Annotated in this window: 16 protein-coding genes; 4 read left to right on the plus strand and 12 right to left on the minus strand. The window is 63.7% G+C overall.

Features of this window, described 5'->3' with window-relative positions; genetic code table 11:
• Window positions 1-897 (minus strand): NAD-dependent epimerase/dehydratase family protein, encoded by an 897-nt coding sequence (locus HMPREF0298_RS03860; protein WP_006839796.1) that lies wholly within the window; start codon window positions 895-897, stop codon window positions 1-3.
• 109 nt (window positions 898-1,006) lie between these two features.
• Here HMPREF0298_RS03860 and HMPREF0298_RS03865 point away from each other — a divergent pair, with 109 nt between their 5' ends.
• Window positions 1,007-1,672, plus strand: coding sequence for a TetR/AcrR family transcriptional regulator (locus HMPREF0298_RS03865; RefSeq protein ID WP_006839797.1), 666 nt, complete (start codon window positions 1,007-1,009; stop codon window positions 1,670-1,672).
• On the opposite strand, the gene HMPREF0298_RS11550 is transcribed toward HMPREF0298_RS03865, so the two are convergent.
• On the minus strand, window positions 1,603-2,625 hold the full coding sequence (locus tag HMPREF0298_RS11550) for a CPBP family intramembrane glutamic endopeptidase (RefSeq protein WP_169304960.1): 1,023 nt from the start codon (window positions 2,623-2,625) through the stop codon (window positions 1,603-1,605). The two genes, HMPREF0298_RS03865 and HMPREF0298_RS11550, sit on opposite strands and share 70 nt — an antisense overlap.
• Window positions 2,626-2,650: 25 nt before the next feature.
• Here HMPREF0298_RS11550 and HMPREF0298_RS03875 point away from each other — a divergent pair, with 25 nt between their 5' ends.
• Both HMPREF0298_RS03875 and HMPREF0298_RS12400 read left to right on the plus strand, forming a co-directional pair.
• Window positions 2,651-3,817, plus strand: a complete 1,167-nt coding sequence (locus HMPREF0298_RS03875; protein WP_006839799.1) for an alpha/beta fold hydrolase — start codon at window positions 2,651-2,653, stop codon at window positions 3,815-3,817.
• A gap of 8 nt (window positions 3,818-3,825) precedes the next feature.
• Complete coding sequence (locus HMPREF0298_RS12400) at window positions 3,826-3,963, plus strand: hypothetical protein (protein ID WP_169304958.1); 138 nt, start codon at window positions 3,826-3,828, stop codon at window positions 3,961-3,963.
• Here the strand turns inward: HMPREF0298_RS12400 and HMPREF0298_RS03880 are convergent.
• From HMPREF0298_RS03880 to HMPREF0298_RS12675, 10 genes are all read right to left on the minus strand, one after another.
• Window positions 3,960-5,318 (minus strand): ATP-binding cassette domain-containing protein, encoded by a 1,359-nt coding sequence (locus HMPREF0298_RS03880; protein ID WP_006839801.1) that lies wholly within the window; start codon window positions 5,316-5,318, stop codon window positions 3,960-3,962. The two genes, HMPREF0298_RS12400 and HMPREF0298_RS03880, sit on opposite strands and share 4 nt — an antisense overlap.
• Window positions 5,305-6,084, minus strand: a complete 780-nt coding sequence (locus tag HMPREF0298_RS03885; protein WP_006839802.1) for an ABC transporter permease — start codon at window positions 6,082-6,084, stop codon at window positions 5,305-5,307. The genes HMPREF0298_RS03880 and HMPREF0298_RS03885 overlap by 14 nt, the downstream gene beginning before the upstream one ends.
• Window positions 6,081-7,001 (minus strand): ABC transporter permease, encoded by a 921-nt coding sequence (locus tag HMPREF0298_RS03890; RefSeq protein WP_040422645.1) that lies wholly within the window; start codon window positions 6,999-7,001, stop codon window positions 6,081-6,083. Before HMPREF0298_RS03890 ends, HMPREF0298_RS03885 begins: the two co-directional genes overlap by 4 nt.
• Window positions 7,002-7,015: 14 nt before the next feature.
• Window positions 7,016-8,485 (minus strand): ABC transporter substrate-binding protein, encoded by a 1,470-nt coding sequence (locus HMPREF0298_RS03895; RefSeq protein WP_006839804.1) that lies wholly within the window; start codon window positions 8,483-8,485, stop codon window positions 7,016-7,018.
• A gap of 29 nt (window positions 8,486-8,514) precedes the next feature.
• On the minus strand, window positions 8,515-9,501 hold the full coding sequence (locus HMPREF0298_RS03900; RefSeq protein WP_006839805.1) for an LLM class flavin-dependent oxidoreductase: 987 nt from the start codon (window positions 9,499-9,501) through the stop codon (window positions 8,515-8,517).
• Between the two features lie 371 nt (window positions 9,502-9,872).
• Complete coding sequence (gene brnQ, locus HMPREF0298_RS03905) at window positions 9,873-11,270, minus strand: branched-chain amino acid transport system II carrier protein (protein WP_006839806.1); 1,398 nt, start codon at window positions 11,268-11,270, stop codon at window positions 9,873-9,875.
• Between the two features lie 70 nt (window positions 11,271-11,340).
• The gene (locus tag HMPREF0298_RS03910; RefSeq protein ID WP_006839807.1) at window positions 11,341-12,441 is read right to left on the minus strand and encodes a phosphotransferase; all 1,101 of its coding nucleotides are present in this window, start codon (window positions 12,439-12,441) and stop codon (window positions 11,341-11,343) included.
• Window positions 12,442-12,445: 4 nt separating this feature from the next.
• The gene (gene treS, locus HMPREF0298_RS03915; RefSeq protein WP_006839808.1) at window positions 12,446-14,152 is read right to left on the minus strand and encodes a maltose alpha-D-glucosyltransferase; all 1,707 of its coding nucleotides are present in this window, start codon (window positions 14,150-14,152) and stop codon (window positions 12,446-12,448) included.
• A gap of 11 nt (window positions 14,153-14,163) precedes the next feature.
• Window positions 14,164-15,291, minus strand: a complete 1,128-nt coding sequence (locus tag HMPREF0298_RS03920; RefSeq protein WP_006839809.1) for a MalY/PatB family protein — start codon at window positions 15,289-15,291, stop codon at window positions 14,164-14,166.
• 312 nt (window positions 15,292-15,603) lie between these two features.
• Window positions 15,604-15,825: a hypothetical protein gene (locus HMPREF0298_RS12675; protein WP_006839810.1), complete on the minus strand. Its 222-nt coding sequence runs from the start codon at window positions 15,823-15,825 to the stop codon at window positions 15,604-15,606.
• Window positions 15,826-16,011: 186 nt separating this feature from the next.
• On the opposite strand from HMPREF0298_RS12675, the gene HMPREF0298_RS12405 reads away from it, so the two are divergent.
• A partial coding sequence (locus HMPREF0298_RS12405; protein WP_006839811.1) for an AAA family ATPase occupies window positions 16,012-18,848 on the plus strand: 2,837 nt, incomplete at its 3' end.

Below are 18,848 nucleotides of genomic sequence, written 5' to 3' on the forward strand. Positions count from 1 at the left end.
TTAAGCGGCCTCGAAGGTCCGGTGGAGACCCTCGTCGAGATCGGTCGGGGCCCAGTCGTAGGTGCCCTGCACGAAACGGGGGCTGTCCCACAGCCAGGTCATTTCGACGAGACCGTGAATGTCCCGGTTGAACAGCCCGGCGAACTGAAGCATCCACTTCTTTAGTTCCAGCGGTGTGTGCGCGCGGAGTTTTCCTGCGTAGGCTGCGCGTTCGGCGAACTCTCTCTGGCAGACTGAGTCCGCAGTGGGCGTGATTGTGATCCCGGTGAGTTGGTTCTGTGAGGCACCGACGAGCGCCCGCGCGTAATCGGGCAGGTACGTGAAAGGGTGAAGCGCCGAGGAGTCGATGAGCGCCATCGTGCGGGTTGCGCGTTGCAGTGGTTCCACGATGAGAGCATGAGCCACTGCCGTTCGGCCGCACCCTGGTCCGTAGAGGTCGGAGGCCACCACGGAGCACACGGGGGTGTTTGCGTGCGTGCGGGCAATGAGGAGTTGGGCCCTGATCCCCGGCTTGCCGGTGGTGGCTACGACTTCGCTAGTGGCGGTCACCGTGTTCGCGCGTTCACCGAAAGCGTAGACGGACTCGGGGAAGGTCACGTGGATCTCGCGTTCAGCCGCGAGGCCGAGAACCGTCTTCTCAGCTGGGATGAGGGTGCTGCGCCACACTGCCGCGTCGTAAGGCGCGTGCATGCAGTCAATCACCCGGTTCGCGCCGCTTGTGTCAAAGGCGGCCTGCAGGTCGCGCGGATCGGCGGCGCTGCCCGCTAGGCTCCGGGCTCCGCGGACCGCAGTGCCCGACCGGGTGAGGACGAACACTTCGCGGCCGCGCTTGATCAGCTCATCGGTGACGGCCGTTCCAACTGGGCCGGCTCCAATGACGAGCGTTGTATCGGACATGACGACTCCTTGCGTGAAAATGTGAGCACTGCTCTCTATTTTCCAGCTACGCTAACACGTGTCGGGATTACTCGCAAGAGCAGTGCTCTCGAGTTGGTAGCATGGGTTCATGCCGACACCCCGCCAGATCGCCCGCGACGAGATGATGCGACGCATCAGCGAGATCGGGTTTGCACAGCTAGACGCCGGAGGACCCCATGCGCTCAACCTGCGCGCCGTTGCCCGTGAGCTGGGTGTGGTGTCCTCGGCGATATACCGATATGTTGCAGACCGAGATGCATTTCTCACGCTGCTGGTCACCGACGCTTATCGGCAGCTCGCCGATTCAGTGGAACGCAACGGGCAACCTGCCTCGGTCGTGGGAATCGCGGAGGCGATGCGGGCCTGGGCGATCGCGCATCCGAGGAGGTGGGGACTTATTTACGGCACCCCAGTTGTTGGTTACGCGGCGCCCAGCGACACACTCAGTCAAGGAACCCGCGTGATGCGGATGCTGCTTGAGGCTTTGGATAACGCGCATCCGAGCGTCGATACGCCCAGCACGGCGCTCGACGAGGCAACGCGCGAAGATATTGAGGCGCTGAGGCGCGAATGGGCGCCGCAGCTCAGCGCGGGTGCCGTTGAGCTGGCCGTGGAGGCGTGGTCACGAATCATCGGTTTGATTTCCAGCGAAGTGTTCGGGCATTTCGGCGAGGGTGCGTTTCGTCAGCCCGCTGTGCTATTTCGGCGCGCGGTGGAGAGGCTCGCCAACGGTCTGGGGCGACTTGGCGCCTGAGACGCCACGACGGCCGGCCAGCCCGCGTACCACCCGGACCCGGGGAACCAGCCGGGTGGTGGTTCGGATGTGCGTGGGGCGTACCTGGTCAGCATTGCGAGTACCACGAGCGCGCCGGCGTACTGCAGCAGGTAGGCGGCACCGCTGACGAGTGGGCGATTGTTGGTGTCGATGAGCTCGGTGATCCCCGCGACGTCGGCGTAGGCCAGCGACATGTTGTTCACCGTGTGCAGCACGATCGCCGCCTCGAGCCCGCCGGTGCGGTGCACAAGTAGCGAGGCGAACGCCGCGAATACCGCGACGCTAATCAGCCCACTCGCGCCGTAGGTGTGGCCGAAGACGAACGGCGGCAGTGAGAGCGCGTAGACCACCCACGGCGAGCGGATCCACGCGCCCAGCGCCTGGGGCAGTGAGCCGCGGAAGACCAGTTCCTCAGCGGTGGACTGCAGCGGCACGAGCAGCAGGCAGAGTGCGATGCTGGCCCAGAAAGCACCGTCGAGCGGGGCGGGAATTCCGCGGTGCACGATCGCGTCGATGACGAAGGTGATTGCCGGTGGGACGGCAATCAACAGCAGTGACAGTCTCACGATCGGCCAGCGGATGCGTCCGGTGACTGACAACAGCGCACGCGGGCGCCGCCCTGCGAGCCACGCTGCGAATAAGGCCCCGACTCCCGAGATGCCGATCGCGCCGTAGAAGAAGGCTATGTTGACCGGGTTGGCACCGAGTTCAGTTTCGATGATGCGGCTATAAAGCCAGTCCATGTCGGCGCCGCTTCCCCAGCTGGTGAGCAGAAACACCGCAGTAAACAATGCCTGGATGAGGAAGAAGAGGACTAAGGATATCACGAACTCCAGGGCGGGCTTCCATCGCCGGTACGGCCTGCGGCGCAGCGCGGGTTCGAGAGACACACGGTGGTAGGCGAGCGTGGTCCGTGCCTGTTGGGGGGTCACGCCCGCCACCCTATAGCATCGTTCCATGAAGATTGAGCGCGACGGGTTCACCATATTCGCACGCGTGCTTGGCGACGCTCCCAAGCCCGCACTCCTATACCTCCAGGGTGGCCCCGGTTTTCCGAGCCCACGCGAGCATTACGACTGGATCGCCACCGCGCTTGAGCACTACCGGGTGGTGCTCCTCGACCAGCGCGGCACCGGGCGCTCCACACGCATCGATCGCGCCACGCCGCAGCTTATCGACGCCCCCACGCTGACCCGGCTGCGCGCCGACGCTATCGTCGCCGACGCCGAGGCGATCCGGCGGGAGCTCGGTGTCGAGCGTTGGGACGTGCTCGGCCAGTCTTTCGGCGGGTTCTGCCTCGCGCATTACCTCGCCGCGCACCCGGAGAGTGTGCGCCACGCGTTTTTCACGGGCGGTTTGCCCACCGTCACCCGTGGCGTGGACGAGGTCTACCACGCCACCTTTGCCAAGCTGCGGGCTCGGCACCAGTTGTTCTACCGTGAAGTCCCGTGGGCGGAGTCGATGGTCCGCGAGGTGTGCCGCCACCTCGACAACTCCGTGGAGAGCTTGCCCACGGGGGAGCGGCTGAGCTCCCGGCGGTTTCGCACGGTCGGTGTGGCACTGGGGCGCGAGGGCGGGTTGAGCACCCTGGCACACCTGTTGGAGGAGCCCTTCCATCCGGGCGGGAGGCTGCGCACGGACTTTCTCGCCGACGTCGGCGACCTTGTCAGCTTCGAGCGGGCCCCGCTGTATGCTGCGGTGCACGAGTCCATCTACGGCGGCACGGTGCCGGGGGCAACGGCGTGGGCGGCGCAACGCGTCTCGGAGTCGCTCGACGGTTTCGCCCCGCAGGCCTCACCCGATGACGCCGAGTTCTATCTCACCGGCGAGCACATCTTCCCCTTCCAATTCGACGAAGACCCGGCGCTGCGCCCGTTCAAGGAGGCCGCCGACGAGCTCGCCGGCAATGACGACTGGCCTCACCTGTACGCCGGGCTCGGGGCGTCGGAAAGCGCCGCCGCGATGGTGTACACGGACGACATTTTCGTGCCCCGCGAGCTGTCTTTGGAAACCGCCGACATCATCGGTGCAAAGGTGCACGAAACCGCGGCGTGGCAGCACGACGGGCTGCGCCGGCACGGACGCGACGTCGTTGGTGTGCTGATGTCCGCAGTGGGGCTATGATGAGCGGCATGCAGACACCTTTTCTCCGCGAACAGGTAGAACTCAGCAACGCTGAGCTGGCCGAGTTTGACCAGCTGACCAGTGTGTTCGAGCGGGTGGAAGAGCATGTGCTCAACCCGGCGCTCATGGTGTATGTGACGCGCTAAAGCTCCAACACCGACTCCAGCAGCTGCTGCGTGTACGGGTGCTGCGGGTTGGACCACACGTCCTCGGTGTCGCCGTGCTCGACGATGCGCCCGTTGTGGATCACCGCGATGGTGGGGCACAGCTCGCGCACGATGGCGAGGTCGTGGGAGACGAAGATGAGAGTGTTCGACCCGACGACGCCGTCCATGAGCTCGAGGACCTGGCTGCGGATGGTCACGTCGAGTGCGGAGACGGGCTCGTCGGCAAGCATGATGGCGGGACGGGATGCCGCGGCGCGGGCAATGGAGATGCGCTGGCGCTGCCCGCCGGAGAACTGCCGCGGCCGACGCGAGCCCATGCCGGCCAGGCCCACCTGCTCGAGGACCTCTTCGGCGCGGGCGCCGTCCACTTTTGTTTCGCGTATCGACGCCCCCACGTCCATGCGCGGGTCGAGGGAGGAATAGGGGTCCTGGAATACCATCTGCACGTCCCCGCCGACGTCGACGCTGCCCGAATCGGGTGTGGAGAGCCCGGCGATGATGCGGAGCAGCGACGTTTTACCTGAACCGGAACCGCCGACGATGCCGATGCGCTCGCCGCGGTGCACGGTGAGCGAGACGTTGTCGAGGGCGCGGGTGGCGCCCCTGGTGAGAGTCACGTTGCGCAACTCAACCACCGGGTTGCCGAGGGGCCGCGGCGCGGCTGGCGGGCCGGGGAGCGACGCGCGGGCGAGCGAGCGTGCGTACTCCGAGTCGGCGGCGACGATGCGCCCTGCCTTGAACACCAGCGTGCGCTGCGTCATGCGGCGCACCACAGCGAGGTCGTGGGAGATGAACACCAAACCCATGTTGCGGGCGGCGATGACGGAATCAATCAGCTCCAGGATCTGCTTCTGCACCGTCACGTCGAGGGCGGTGGTCGGCTCGTCGCAGATGAGGATGTCCGGGTCCTGGGCGAGTGCTGCGGCGATGAGCACGCGCTGGCGTTGCCCACCGGAAAGCTCGTGCGGGTAGGCATGCGGCCTGTCGACCCCGACCTCTTTCAGCAGGGAGCGGGCGCGCTCTCGATCGCGGGACACTTGCCGCGCAACGGTCATCAGCGGGTCGAGCGCCGTCATGGGTTCCTGGAAAATCATGGCCACGCGTCGCCCGCGGACGCGGCGTCGCACGCGGTCGGGCGCGCCGACCATCTGCGTGCCGTCGACGGTGATGGACCCGGTGACGGGGAGGTTGTCGACAAGCCCCATGATGGCCAAGGCGGTTATGGACTTGCCCGAGCCGGATTCGCCGATGATGCCGACGCGCTCTCCCCGCGCGACCTCGAAGGAGATGTCGTCGAGGATGCCCTCGATCGTGAGACCGTTAACGCGGATCACGGCCGCCTCCGATCAGGGTGAAGCCGAGCACGGTCGCCGCGATGGCAAGACCGGGCCACAGCGCCAAGTGAGGGGCGGTGGCCAGGTACGGTTGGGACGCTTGGAGCATCCGACCCCACGACGCGTAGGGTGCGGGCGTGCCCAGCCCGAGGAAGGACAGGCCAGCCTCGGCGAGGATCGCTAGCGCCAGTGCCACGGAGACCTGGACAAGGACAAACGGCGAGATGTTCGGCCACACATGCGTGCGCGCGATTGCCAGTGGCCGCACTTTGGACACCCGCGCGGCGAGGATGTAGTCCTGGCTCATCACCCGCAGTGTGCCGACCCGCGCAACGCGGGCGAAACCGGGAATGCCCGCGATGCCGATGGCGAGCACGACGATCCACACCGAAGCCCCGAACACCGCGGTGAACACGATGGCCAGCAGGAGCGCCGGGAAGGCGAGGAGCAAATCGTTGGCCCGCATCACCACCACTTCGACCACCCCGCGCTGCATCCCCGCCCACATGCCCAGAGGCACGCCGATCACGGCGGATAGCGCCACGGCGCACACAGAGACCACAAGGGTCAGGCGCGCGCCGTCCATCACGCGCGAGAGGATGTCGCGCCCGAACTGGTCGGTGCCCATCCAGTGGGCGGGTGAGGGACCTTGCAGGCGCCGCTCGGGGGCGGCCTGCAGCGGATCGTATGGGGTCCACACGGCGGCGAGCAGCGCGACGAGAACCACCAGCGCCACGATGCCGAGCCCGACCCTGCGTGTCGTCATGCCTTCCTCCGAATCCGCGGATCGATAACCGCGTACAGCACATCCACGACGAGATTGACCACGAGTGTGAACGCGACGAGCAGCATCAGCACGGTTTGCACGGTGGTGAGGTCGCGGTTGGCCACGGCGTCGAGAAGCATTGTGCCGAGCCCGGGGATGGCGAAAACCCGCTCGATGACCACGGCGCCGACGATGAGACTGGACAGTTGTATGCCGGTGACCGTGAGCACGGACAGCGCGGCGTTTTTCACCGCGTGGCGGTACAGCGCGGTGCTTGTCGACGCCCCCTTCGCCCGCGCCGTCCTCACATAGTCCTTGCCCATTTCCTCAACCACGGCACCGCGCACATAACGCGTGAGGATGGCTGCCTGCACCAGGGTGAGGGCGAGCACGGGCAGCACCACGTGCGAGGGAGTGCCCCACCCGTTGGCTGGCAGCCAGCCGAGGCGCAGAGAGAACAGCCCGACGGCGAGGATGCCAACCAAAAAGCTCGGCACCACGATGCCCACCTGCGTCAACGCGGCGACTATTGCGCCGTCCGCACGGTTCTCGCGCTGGGAGAGGTAGACCCCCAGTGGAACGGCGATGGCCATGGACGCCGCCATGGCGAGCACGGTGAGTGTGAGGGAGACACCTGCGCGTTCGACGACGGTTGGGGTAATGTCTGTCCGGCTCGCCAGGGAAACGCCGAAGTCACCGGTTGCGAGCCCGCCGACCCACTCCAGGTATTGCGTATGCAGCGGGCGGTCGGTGCCCAGCTGTGCGGACAGCGCGGCGACGGCTTCGTCGGTGGCGGTGACGCCGAGCGCAACGCGCGCCGGGTCGCCGGGCACAGCGCGCAGCAGGAGGAAAATGATGATGCTGGCCAGCAAGAGCAATACGGCGAAGCGGGACAGGGAGCGCAGCACAAAGCGCATGGCGGCGCGGGCGTTCACTTGTCCACCTCGATGGTGCGAAGTGGCAGGCCCTCGGTGACGACGTTGGGGTTCACTCCGCTCACGCCTGGCCCCAGCAGCACGATGTTCGGTGCGTTGACCAGCGTCAGCGCGGCAGCGTCGGCCATGATCTGGTCCACGGCGGCTTCCATGTTGGACGCCTGCTCGCCCACCTCCGCGGCCTGGATCAGTTCCCGGGCGCGTGCTGAGTCGTAGCCCAGGTAGTAGTCCGGGTTGCCGAAGAGCAACGGGATGTCGCGCGGTTCCACGTGCGCGACTAGCGACGCCTGGTAGTCGTGGCCCTTGAGCACCTGGCCGAGCCACATGGCGGGAAACTCGACCGTTTCCAGGCGGACACGGAACCCCACATCACGCAGCTGGGAGAAGATCAGTTCGCTCGCCGTCTGCGCGTACGGCAGGTTCGGCACCGTGATAGTGACGTCTGGGGTACGGCCGTCCAGGAGTTCGCGGGCCATGCCCGGATCGAAGGGGTAGTAGTCTTCACCGGTGAACCACGGGTCGGTCGGCGGCACGGGCGCGCCTCCCGTGTCGGTGGCCATGCCGTTGTAGACCACGTCGTTTACTGCGCCGCGGTCGATGGCGTAGGACACTGCCTTGCGCACTGTCGGGTCGTCGAAGGGAGCGGCGCGGTTATTCATGGATAAGAGCACTTCACCGTTGGTGGTGCCGACAAGCACTGAAATGTCCTCGGGCAGTGTCTCCAGCAACTGCGGTGCCTGCATCGACCACACCACATCCGCGTCGCCAACCCGCAGCGCGTTGAGTGCCGCCGTCGGGTCGTCGAAGTAGCGGATCTGCGCGTCATGGCTGACTTCGCCGCCCCAGTAGTCCTCGCGCTTGGTGAAGGAGACGGACTCGCCGACGGCGAACCGCTCGAGAGTGTACGGCCCGGTCCCGAGCGGGTCGGTGGCGAGGCGCTCGACTGAGGCAGGCGTCATCATCGCCCCCGTCAGCGTGCCCATCGACCACAGCCAGCTACTCGACGCCCGCTCCAACGTTACTTTCAACGTCTGGGCGTCGAGCGGCTGGGCGTCCACCACGGGGGCCATCTGAGCCTTCAAAGCGTTGGTCCAGTTGTCCTGAACGTAGCTGATGGAAAAGGCGGCGTCCTCGGCCGTGAATTCTTTGCCGTTGGAAAACCTCACACCCTCGCGCAGGTGGAAGATGTATTCCGAGCCGTCGGCACTGATGTCCCAGCTCTCGGCGAGGAAGGGTTGTGGCGTACCGGAGTCGTCGATACGCACGAGCGTCTCGTAGATGTTTCCCATTAAAGCTTGGGGAGCGGCTGCGCCGCCCGTGGTGGTGAAGTCCAACCCCGCGGGAGGGGCTTGGGTGGCAACGACCAGATGGTCTGGGCGGGCCCCGCCGGCGGGGGAGGCGCAGGCCGACAGCGCGACAACGGCGGTCGCCGACAGCAGGGCAGCGGCTGTCTTAGGGGAGGGCATGGGTGAGAAGCGTACCGCTTGGAGCGCCGCTACCCAATCCAGCGCTTTGCCAGGATCTCCATTCCGGCGAGGACCTCGCCGTGGCTCGCGTTTTGCAGCGAAATCATGAGCTCGTCGGCCTTGGCGTGCTCCGTGAACCACGTCAAGTATTCCGCGACTTCGTCCGCGGTGCCACGGGCGGTGTAGCGCATCATGTCAATGATCTGCCGGCCCTGGAAGGAGTTGACGATTGCGTCGAGTTGGGCGTCGTCAAGCACTTGCCCGCGCCGGCCCATGAACGCTCGCACCCGGTTGCGGTGCACGATCTTTTCCTGGCGCGCGGCATCCTCACTGGTCTCAGCCGCGGTGACATTGACCGCGGCGATGACGTGGGGCTCGGGGTGGCGCTCGGAGGGCTGGTAGTTCTCCCGGTAGTAGGTGGTGGCGTCGACAAGATGCTGAGGAGCGAAGTGGGACGCAAACGAGTAAGGCAAGCCCAGGCTCGCGGCGAGCGACGCACCGAACATCGAAGAACCCAGGATATAAAGTGGCACGTTCGTGCCCTGGCCGGGCATCGCGACGACACCCGGCAGCGGGCTTTGATCCGACAACCACGCCTCAAGCTCGCGCACGTCATCGGGGAATGCCTCCGCGGCTTGCGGGTCGCGGCGCAGCGCACGGCCCAGCGTCTGCTGGTCGGTGCCAGGAGCGCGCCCCAGCCCGAGGTCAATGCGATCGGGGTAGAGCTCGGCGAGCATGCCGAACTGCTCCGCAATAACGTACGGGGCGTGGTTGGGCAGCATCACGCCACCGGAACCGAGCCGGATGCGGGAGGTCTGCGCGCCGATGTGGGAAATGAGCACCGCCGGTGACGATGACGCGATCGACGTCATGTTGTGGTGCTCGGCGTACCAGACGCGCGAGTATCCCAACGATTCCGCCTTCTGAGCAAACTCCACGGAGCGGGCCATGGAGGCTCGGACAGATTCGCCGGGGTAGATAGTGCAAAAGTCAAGCAGCGCCAATGGGATGTTCATAGTGCCATGCTACGCTTTCGCGTTCGACGGGATGTCACGGTCGGTGGGTTCAGGGGTGTAAAACCGCTGGTGGGGTGGGTAGTTGATGGCGTGACCGTGACATCTGACCCGCCGTGATGTCACACTCAACCTGTGTGGTGGCGCAAAACCCCAGGTGACCAACCGGGCCGAGAGTCTGACCGTGCCTTCTAACCCGCCGTGATGTCACACTTAACCAAAGTGGCGGGGCAAAACCCCAGGTCGCCAACCGGACCGAGAGTTTGACCGTGACTTCTGACCCGCCGTGATGTCACACTTAACCAAAGTGGCGGGGCAAAACCCCAGGTCACCAACCGGGCCGGGAGCCTGACCGTGACATCTGACACGCCGATTTACGCGTTGACGTGTTCGCCTTCGACGGTCTCCACCGTGCCGAGCTTGAGCGGGGCTTTGGGCCGGGCCAGGTCGATGGCCAGGCCGATGACGAAAGCGACCGCGACCGGAACAACCCAGCCCAGTCCGGCGTCCTGCAGCGGCGCCCAGGCAACGAGCGGGGTCAAAACGTCGGCTGCCCAACCCAACGAAATGGCGGTCTCAATGGCCGACCAGATCACGGCGACCCAAATCGGCAGGAAGAACGCCCAGGTAAACCGGGTGCGGGAGCGGAACAGTGGCTCGATGAGCGTGACAAAGATCAGTGCGATGGCGGGCGGGTACAGGAATCCGATGACCGGGGCGGCGATAGCCATGACGAACTCGAGTCCCTGGGTGGCGATCAGCGTGGACATGATGGTGAAGATGATCGCCCACGTCTTGTAGGAGCCGGGGAACTGCTCGGAGAAGTATTCCGCGGTGGCGGTGATCAGGCCGACGGCGGTGGTCATGCAGGCGAGCAGAACGATCAGCGCGAAGATGATCTGGCCGGCGGTTCCGAGGGTGAGGTTGGAAGCGTCGGAAAGCAGTGCCGCACCGTTGTCGTACTGGGCGGGGTTGGGGATGATCCGCCCGACCGTGCCTAGGCCGAGGTAGATCAGAGCGAGCAGCAGGCCAGCACCGGCGCCGGCGTAGATGGTGCCGCGCACCAGGGCAGGGCCTTCCTGGAAACCGCGGAAGCGCAGCGTGGAGATCACCACAATGGAAAAGGCGAGCGCCGCGATCGAGTCCATGGTCAGGTAACCCTGCAGCAGGCCCTCGGTGAACGGCCGCGCGGCGAATTCCTCGGCCGGCTCGCTGGGAGAGGCGGTCCACTTCGTCAACGCGACGACGATCATGACAACCAAAAGGATGAGCAGCGCAGGGGTGAGGAACTTACCCAGCTTTTCCATGATCGTGTTCGGGTTCCACGACAGTGCGAGCGCGATGCCGAAGAAGATGATGTTGAAGATCGCGGAGGCGACGATCCCCTCAACACCGAACAGCGGGGTGATCGCTGTTTCCATGGACACGGCACCCGTGCGCGGCAGCGCGTAGAACGCACCAATCGACAGGTACGCCAGGATCGGGAAGACAACGCCGAAGACTGTGCCGGCGCGCTGCGCGAGGTCGCGGACATTGGCGCCGGAAAGCACAATGGCGATCACGGCAAGCAACGGCAACAGTGCGCCGGTGCCCAAAAAGCCCAAGATCGCCGGCCAGAAGTTGTCGCCGGCCTGGACGGCAATCATCGGCGGGAAGATCAGGTTTCCGGCGCCGAAGAACATCGAGAACAAGGCGAGCGCAGTGACGACGATCGCGGTGGTTGATCCTTGTGTCTTCGTGCTGGTGTCGGCCTGTGCAGCAGTCGAGCCCATGTTTCACTCCTTGGAGATTCGTAGAATTTCCAAAGAATACCCCGTGAGGGACCTGCTGTGTAAATTTTTCTTAGCTCTGGGTCAGATCCGCGATGGCAGAAAGCGGGATGTCGACCCACTCTGGACGGTTGTTTGCTTCGTAGACGACCTCGTACGCGGCCTTATCCACCACATAGGCAGCGAGTACGGTGTCGTCGGCCGCGGCGCCGTAAGCATCGATCAGCGCAGCGACGTTGGCTTTCTCCCAGTCCGCGCTGTGCGAGCCCATGGCGCGGGCGTAGCCGAAGGAGCGGATCATGCCGGCGACGTCGCGAAGCGGGTGATCGGGGGCGAGGCGCTGCGACAGCGGCCGGGCGGGTTCTCCCTCGAAGTCGATGAGGTAGAAGCGAGGTTCCGTCGCGTTGACCGTCTTCAGCGTCTGCCCGAGGTGCAGGTCGCCGTGGATGCGCTGGATTTCGTGGGGGCCGTCATCGATGGAGCCGTAGAGTTGGCGAATCGCCGACTCGAACTCTTTGAGCTCGGGTGCCTGCGCAACCAGCTCGTCGAGGTGGGTGTTAAGCGTGGCGCGAAGGGTCTCTCCGCTGACCTCGGAGGTGCCGAAGGCCTGGGCCAACGCGGTGTGCACGGCGCCGATCGCGTGGCCGAGCTCGCCGGCGTCACCGAGCGCGTCCGCGACGGCGAGGTCGAAACCGTCCTCGCCGCCGTCGATAAGCTGCTGCTGCATCGCCAGCGTCGCACCGTCGCGGGTGATGTGGCCGCGCACACCGGCGACGTGCGGGCAGTCACCGATCGCGCTGAGCAGCTCCACATCCGGGTTGGTGCCGTTTTCAAGCTTGCGGAACACCTTGAGCACCCACTCGTCATCCACCACGAGTGAGGTGTTCGACTGTTCGGCTCCCATCGGCCGCGCGGATGTGCCGCCGATTTCTCCGTGCACCTCGCCCAGCTCGGCTGCACCACGCACGTAGGCGGTCGCACCTTCTTCGGTGGCCAGCGCGTCACGCTCGGCGCCGGGGGCGACGAGCACCTGGTAGGAATCGGTCACGTCGCCATGGGTGACGTGCAGTATCTGCCAGCTAAACTCGTCGAGCTCACGCGAAGCGGCGACCTCGACCGCGTCGATCGCCTCGGACTTTGCGCCGTAGAAGCGCTCCCGCGTTAAATCAATCACCGAACTACTCCGAAATGTCGAACCACAAAAAACCGTGCGGCGGCAGGGTAACCAGCCACGGCAGCTCGCCGATCGCGGGGAACTCCACGCCGCCCGAGAGCTCGCGCGGATGCGCGCCATTGTAGTGCTCGAGGTGCATTTCCACTGGCTGGGGGCGCGACGACATGTTGTTGACGCACAGGATGCGCTCGCCGTTGTACTCGCGGATAAACGCCAGCACGTGCGGGTTGCTCTGCTCGACCTCGATGTAGGAACCGCGGCCGAAAGCGCGGTACTGCTTGCGGATGTGCACGAGCTGGCGCACCCAGTGCAGCAGCGAATTGTCGCGCTGCATCTGCGAGTCCACGTTGACGATGTGGAAGCCGTACTGGTCGTTGCGGATCGGCGGGAGGTAGAGCCGCTCCGGCTCGGCCTTGGAGAACCCGCCGTTGCGGTCGTTCGACCACTGCATGGGGGTGCGCACCCCGTCGCGGTCCTGCAGCCAGATGTTGTCGCCCATCCCGATCTCGTCACCGTAGTAGAGGAACGGCGAGCCCGGCAGCGACAACAGCAGCGCGTGGGCCAGCTCGAGGCGGTCGCGGTGCCCGCCGAGCAGCGGCGCTAATCGACGCCTGATGCCGACGTTGGCCTTCATCCGCGGGTCCGTGGCGTAGTTCTTGTACATATAGTCGCGCTCTTCGTCGGTCACCATCTCGAGCGTGAGCTCGTCGTGGTTGCGCAGGAAGATGCCCCATTGTGCCGACTCGGGAACAGGTGGGGTGTCGCGCAGGATGTCGATGATGGGCTGCGCGGACTCGCGGTGGATGCCCATGAATATGCGGGGCATGACGGGGAAGTGGAACGCCATCTGGCACTCGTCGCCGTCTCCCTCGCCGAAGTAGGCGACGACCTCGTCGGGCATCTGGTTGGCCTCGGCCAGCAGGAAACGGCCGGGGTACTCTTGGTCAAAAAGCGTGCGCACCCGTTTGATGAACCCGTGGGTCTCGGGCAGGTTCTCGCAGTTGGTGCCCTCTCGCTCGAAGAGGTAGGGGATGGCGTCGAGGCGGATGCCGTCCATGCCGAGGTCGAGCCAGAAGCGGATGACGTCGAGGATTTCCTCCTGCACGTCCGGGTTGTCGTAATTCAAGTCCGGCTGGTGGGAGAAGAAGCGGTGCCAGTAGTACTGCTTGCGCACCGGGTCGAAGGACCAGTTCGATTCCTCGGTGTCGATGAAGATGATGCGCGCCTCGTCATACTTGGTGGGATCATCCGACCAGACGTAGTAATCGCCGTAGGGCCCGCCGGGATCCATGCGCGACTGTTGGAACCAGTGGTGCGAATCCGAGGTGTGGTTGATGGGGAAGTCAGTGATGATGCGGATGCCGCGCTTGTGGGCGCTGTCGACCAGGGAGATGAAGTCTTCGACGGTACCGAACTCGGGCAGGACCTTGCGAAAATCGCGGATGTCGTAACCGCCGTCGCGCAGTGGGGAGTCGTAGAACGGCGGCAGCCACAAGCAGTCCACACCCAGCCACTGCAGGTAATCCAGCTTTTCCTCCAGGCCTTTCAACGTGCCCGAACCGGTGTTGTCCGGGTCGTAGAAGGCGCGGACGAGGACCTCGTAGAACACGGCGTCCTTGTACCACTCGGGGTCGGGGCGCTCCCAGGGCTGCTCGGCGGGAGCAGGTCGCGCGAAGTCGGTGGCCTGCGGGGTCTCGGTCCTGATCTCCATGCCGACCAACTTTAACGGCTAATGGCGTTCACCGCTTCCGCGATGCGGTCCACCGCCTCCTCCAAAATGGCCGGGCTGGTCGCGAAGTTCAGCCGTGCCTTGTGCTCGCCGCCGGGGCCAAATGACGTGCCTTCGTTGAGCGCAACCTTGGCGTGTTTGAGCAGGTAGGCGCCAGGACGGGGGGAGTTGAGCTTGGTGCCGGAGAAGTCGAGGAACATCAGGTAGGTCGCCTTGGGCACCTCGAAGGTAATGCCGGGGATCTTTTCTGGCAGGTTCTCAACGAGCCAGTCACGGTTGAGGCGCAAAAGCTCGATCTCCTCGTCGAGAAACTCCGCGCCGTCGCGATAACATGCTTCGGCGGCAACAATGCCCAGGGTTCCGGTCCCATCCTTTGCTACCCCGGTCAACCCCTGAAACACCGTGACGTCGTCCGCGTTGGAAAAAATCATCTGCGCGCACTTGAGCCCGGCGACGTTGAACGCCTTGGAGGTTGCAGTGACAGTGATGCACACGTCTGGGTTGTCCTTCGCGGCACACACATGGTGGCCGTCGTAGACAAGCGGGGCATGGATTTCGTCGACAAGCACGCGTCCGCCGTACCTCCTGGCGATCGCGCAGATTTGGTCGAGCTCTTCTTCCTCGAAGATCCAACCGCCCGGGTTGAAGGGATTGGTCAGGATGATCGAGCCGGCGCCGTTGCGAAACGCCGCTTCGACCTCCATCAGATCCAGCCCGCCGGTACTGGAGACCTCGACCCTGTTGCGCCCTGCGGTCTCCGCGATCTCGAGGAACGGGTGGTAGGCGGGCACGGGTACGATCACGTCGCCCTCGGTGAAGTGCATGATCGCCAGCAGCAAGCCGCGCACAACATCGGGGACGGGGAAGATCTTGTCCTCGTCCGGGCGCCAGCCGTAACGTGACTCGTAAAAATCTGCAAGGACCTTTGGCAACGCCTGGGCCTGCGGGGCCGGGGTGTAGCCGAAAGTCTCGGCCTCTACTGCCCGCTGAAGCGCGGCCTTGACAACTGGCGCGGTGGGGAAGTCACTCTCGGCGACCCATAGGGGCAGCACATCGTCGTCGTACTGTGTCCACTTACGGGTGCCGCGGGTTTTCAACGTGTCGAGGTTGGGAAACTCCATGCCTTTACACCGTAGTCACTGCCCGGACACGCGGTGAATTTCTATTCTTGGTGCGCCTGCGCCTTCCGCCTATCGACGCCCGATTGGGGTGATCCCCGAACTTCCCACTTAACTTCCCCCTCAATTTCCCACAGTGTTGCTATGTCGACTGGGAAGTTGAGCGGGAAGTTGTGTCCTCAGTGCTTTTTCAACGGTGACGGAGGACTGATCATCGTTGGGCTTTTCAAGGAAAACAATTTCACGCCCGTGGACGGGTTTAACGCAGCACGTGCCCGTGACAGCCCATCTCGCCAAGATTTGGGGGGGGGAGATCTAACCGTGCCAGCGCGCGAGCCGGTCGTAGAGGATCTCGTCCGATTCGCGCTTCGCCTCACGGTTGCCCTCTATAGTGCCGCCCATCATATACTCACACGACCGACCGATGGCCTTCTCGATGTCCTCGCTGAACAGGTGGCCGGCATCGTCGAAGACCACGGTCTCGATGCCGGGGTTGGCCTCCGCCATGGCGCGCGCTGCGACCTCGCTTTGCCACATGCGGTCTTGGCCCCCGGCGAAAGCGAGATCGTTGCCGTCGAAGGCGGCGATGTCAATCCGCGCATCCTGCCCGGCAGCGACCGCGGTGGGGTGGGGTGCTGAAGGAATATGTGTTCCAACGCTGCCAATTGTCTAGGCCTTTGGGATAATTTGAGGACGATTCGAGCTATCACGGAGGTAGACCCTATGGCCGTTTCAGGCGAAGGTATCCATTTGACCGACGAGTTCAACGAGGCGCTTTCCGCGTTACGCGGTGGTGAAAACGTTCTCATTACAGGCAATGCTGGGACCGGTAAGTCGACACTGTTGCGCCTCTATCTCGACGAGCGTGGCACTGACGATGTCATTGTCACTGCGCCTACGGGTGTCGCGGCACTGAACGTCGGGGGATTTACCATTCACCGTGCTTTCGGGTTTCGCCCGGGATATTTTCCAGACGACCTCAAACCAGGAGGGAAATGGCGACCGTCTGCTTCCGTGAACAAGGTCCTCAGTGCGATCAACGTTCTTGTCGTAGATGAGATCTCCATGGTGCGTGCCGATTTATTCGACATGATGGACATCGCGTTGCGCAGCATCCGCCGCAGTGAGGAGCCATTCGGTGGAGTGCAGCTGATACTGGTCGGTGACCTCCTCCAACTCGCGCCCGTGGTTACCGACGGTGAGCGCGAGCTGTTTAGCACTGTGTGGGAGTCGCCCTATTATTTCTCGGCGAAGGCGTCTGAGCGGCTTCGACTCACCGAAATCAACCTTACGACAGTCTGGCGGCAGTCAGATGAGACGTTCATTGAGATTTTGAATGAAGTGCGCGAGGGGTCGGTGGGCGAGGGAGCACGCGAAATCCTCAATTCATACGTTGATCCAGATTTCGTACCACCGCAAGATTGGGTGACGTTGGCATCGCGCAACAGGCGTGTTGAAGCAATCAACAAGCAGCGCCTTGAAGCTCTGCCAGCAGAAAAGTTCGTTTCCGTCGCTGTGTACACCGGCGACGCCGACGCAAAGTCATTCAACGGCAGCGAAGAACTCACATACGCGCGCGGGGCGCGAGTGATGACACTCATCAATGACTACGCGGGGCGCTTCGTCAACGGCAGCTTCGGTGAAATTGTCGAGGCATCTGCTGATGAAATTGTAGTTTCGTTGGACAACGGTGAGCAGGTTGCTTTAGGAAAGCACACCTGGGAGATTGGAAGGCCGCAGGTTGCCGACGGCAAGGTTTCAAGTGCAATGGTCGGCACCGTGACACAATTCCCGGTCAATCTCGCGTGGGCAATTACGATTCACAAATCCCAAGGACAGACGATCCCAAAACTCTTTATTGATCTGTCGGGTGGCACGTCTCAAGACGGGCAGTTCTATGTGGCAGTTTCACGCGCTGTCAGCCTGGAAAACCTGCGTTTAAGCGCACCAATTGAGGCGCGCCATATTCGGGCGAGCAACCAACTCGTGCGCCGGCTGCGCCGTTCCTCCTCTGCGACGGTAGAGACCAAGCGCTTCCTCGCGATGTCCGTTGATGGAGTGGACTTTTCGGTCTCCCAGCACGTCGCGCTTGTGCACGCCGTGGTTGTTGACGACGGCGAAATAGTTGCCAATTTCGGCTCATGGATCAACCCGGCAGCTGACCTCGGAGACTTCGGTGTCGCACATTCCATCCCGGCGGGGGGCCTTGCCCTCGCACCGGCGCTCGGTGACTTTTGGCCATTGTTGCTGCGCCAAGCTGAAGGGGCTGTGGTGATTGGGCATAACTTGGCAATGCTGGAACGGACGGTTAGGCACCAAGAGAAAGGCATGGCCCTAAATCTCGGCGTGGGGTACGACACAGCAGAGTTGAACTTCTCCCCGGACGGATCCACGCCTGCGCAACAGGCCACGTCAATCGCGGAGGCCTTGCTCAGCAACCGCTTGTCGATTAGTCGCGGCCAGGTCGTGCCCCCGGCAGACCGTGAACGCGAAGGAGCTGTTTTCCTCCCAACATGGGCACCGCGGACGAACATGATGTTGGATGCGCGTAAGGCGACTGAGTCTGACATTGCCTGGGCAGCGCTCTTCGGCGGCTCGCTTGTTCCCACCGATCGCAACGAAGTGCAAGAATGCATTGAGCTCATGGGTGCGTGGGGGACATCGCGAGGCATGTGGACTACGGAAATGCGCGATGAACTCCTTGAAAGAGCAAAAGTTGTGTTGCCAGGAGGATATGATGCGCCCCCCGTTGTCGTGGAAAGTGATCAGTCCTACGCCCTTCTTTACGAGGGGGCACGAGTGGCGTTTACTGGGCGAAAGAATTTGCTCGGTGCCCCGGCGGATGATGAGCGCCTCGCCGAAATTTGTGCTTCGCGCGGTTTGGTGTACAAGAAAAGTGTTTCTAAGACTCGGACTGACGTTCTCGTTGCGGGTGATCCGGCATCGATGTCCCGGAAGGCGCAAAACGCTCGCGAATTCGGCACTCCAATCATCACTCAGGAAGAGTTCGAACGCTGGTATGCCGACTCTGATCGCGCTGCAGGTCCTGCGCCTGCAGCCGGAGACAGCACTGTCGCACCCGAGACCGTGATCGAGACTGAATCGCCCGCACCAGCTGACGACGCTGTTCGCAAGTCTGTCTCCGCCGATCTGATTCGTGATGCCGCGGACGTTCTTAACCCCGGCACTCGTGTCGCGTTCCGCGGCTCAACATACGTTTTCGGCCAGCTCATACCGCAAGGAGAAGAGCTGCAGAAGTTCTGTTCAGAAATCGGTTTGGAGTTCAAACAGGCCATCACGAAGACACGAAGTGACGTGCTCGTCACGGATGACCCGGAAGCTGAAGACGGGAAGGGTCTTCTCGCCCGACGCTACGGTAAACCCATGGTCACCTCGAAAAACTTTACAGCCTGGGCAGAAGCACAGGTAGAGGCACGAACCAGCCAGTACGTCAGTCCGGATCCGGAGCCCCAGCCCCAGGCGGCGCAGGTGGTTGAGGAAGTTTCGCAACTTCCGTCGGAGGAACGGGTGCCGGAACCTGCGGTTACGGAGGATCAGAC

This window comes from Corynebacterium lipophiloflavum DSM 44291 (genome assembly GCF_000159635.1).
Lineage (GTDB): Bacteria > Actinomycetota > Actinomycetes > Mycobacteriales > Mycobacteriaceae > Corynebacterium > Corynebacterium lipophiloflavum.

Coding starts and splice junctions, on each gene's coding strand:
- HMPREF0298_RS03860 (WP_006839796.1), bottom strand. CDS start 897: ATGTCCGATACAACGCTCGTCATTGGAGCCGGCCCAGTTGGAACGGCC.
- HMPREF0298_RS03865 (WP_006839797.1), top strand. CDS start 1,007: ATGCCGACACCCCGCCAGATCGCCCGCGACGAGATGATGCGACGCATC.
- HMPREF0298_RS03875 (WP_006839799.1), top strand. CDS start 2,651: ATGAAGATTGAGCGCGACGGGTTCACCATATTCGCACGCGTGCTTGGC.
- HMPREF0298_RS12400 (WP_169304958.1), top strand. CDS start 3,826: ATGCAGACACCTTTTCTCCGCGAACAGGTAGAACTCAGCAACGCTGAG.
- HMPREF0298_RS03885 (WP_006839802.1), bottom strand. CDS start 6,084: ATGACGACACGCAGGGTCGGGCTCGGCATCGTGGCGCTGGTGGTTCTC.
- HMPREF0298_RS03890 (WP_040422645.1), bottom strand. CDS start 7,001: ATGCGCTTTGTGCTGCGCTCCCTGTCCCGCTTCGCCGTATTGCTCTTG.
- HMPREF0298_RS03895 (WP_006839804.1), bottom strand. CDS start 8,485: ATGCCCTCCCCTAAGACAGCCGCTGCCCTGCTGTCGGCGACCGCCGTT.
- HMPREF0298_RS03900 (WP_006839805.1), bottom strand. CDS start 9,501: ATGAACATCCCATTGGCGCTGCTTGACTTTTGCACTATCTACCCCGGC.
- brnQ (WP_006839806.1), bottom strand. CDS start 11,270: ATGGGCTCGACTGCTGCACAGGCCGACACCAGCACGAAGACACAAGGA.
- treS (WP_006839808.1), bottom strand. CDS start 14,152: ATGGAGATCAGGACCGAGACCCCGCAGGCCACCGACTTCGCGCGACCT.
- HMPREF0298_RS03920 (WP_006839809.1), bottom strand. CDS start 15,291: ATGGAGTTTCCCAACCTCGACACGTTGAAAACCCGCGGCACCCGTAAG.
- HMPREF0298_RS12675 (WP_006839810.1), bottom strand. CDS start 15,825: ATGTGGCAAAGCGAGGTCGCAGCGCGCGCCATGGCGGAGGCCAACCCC.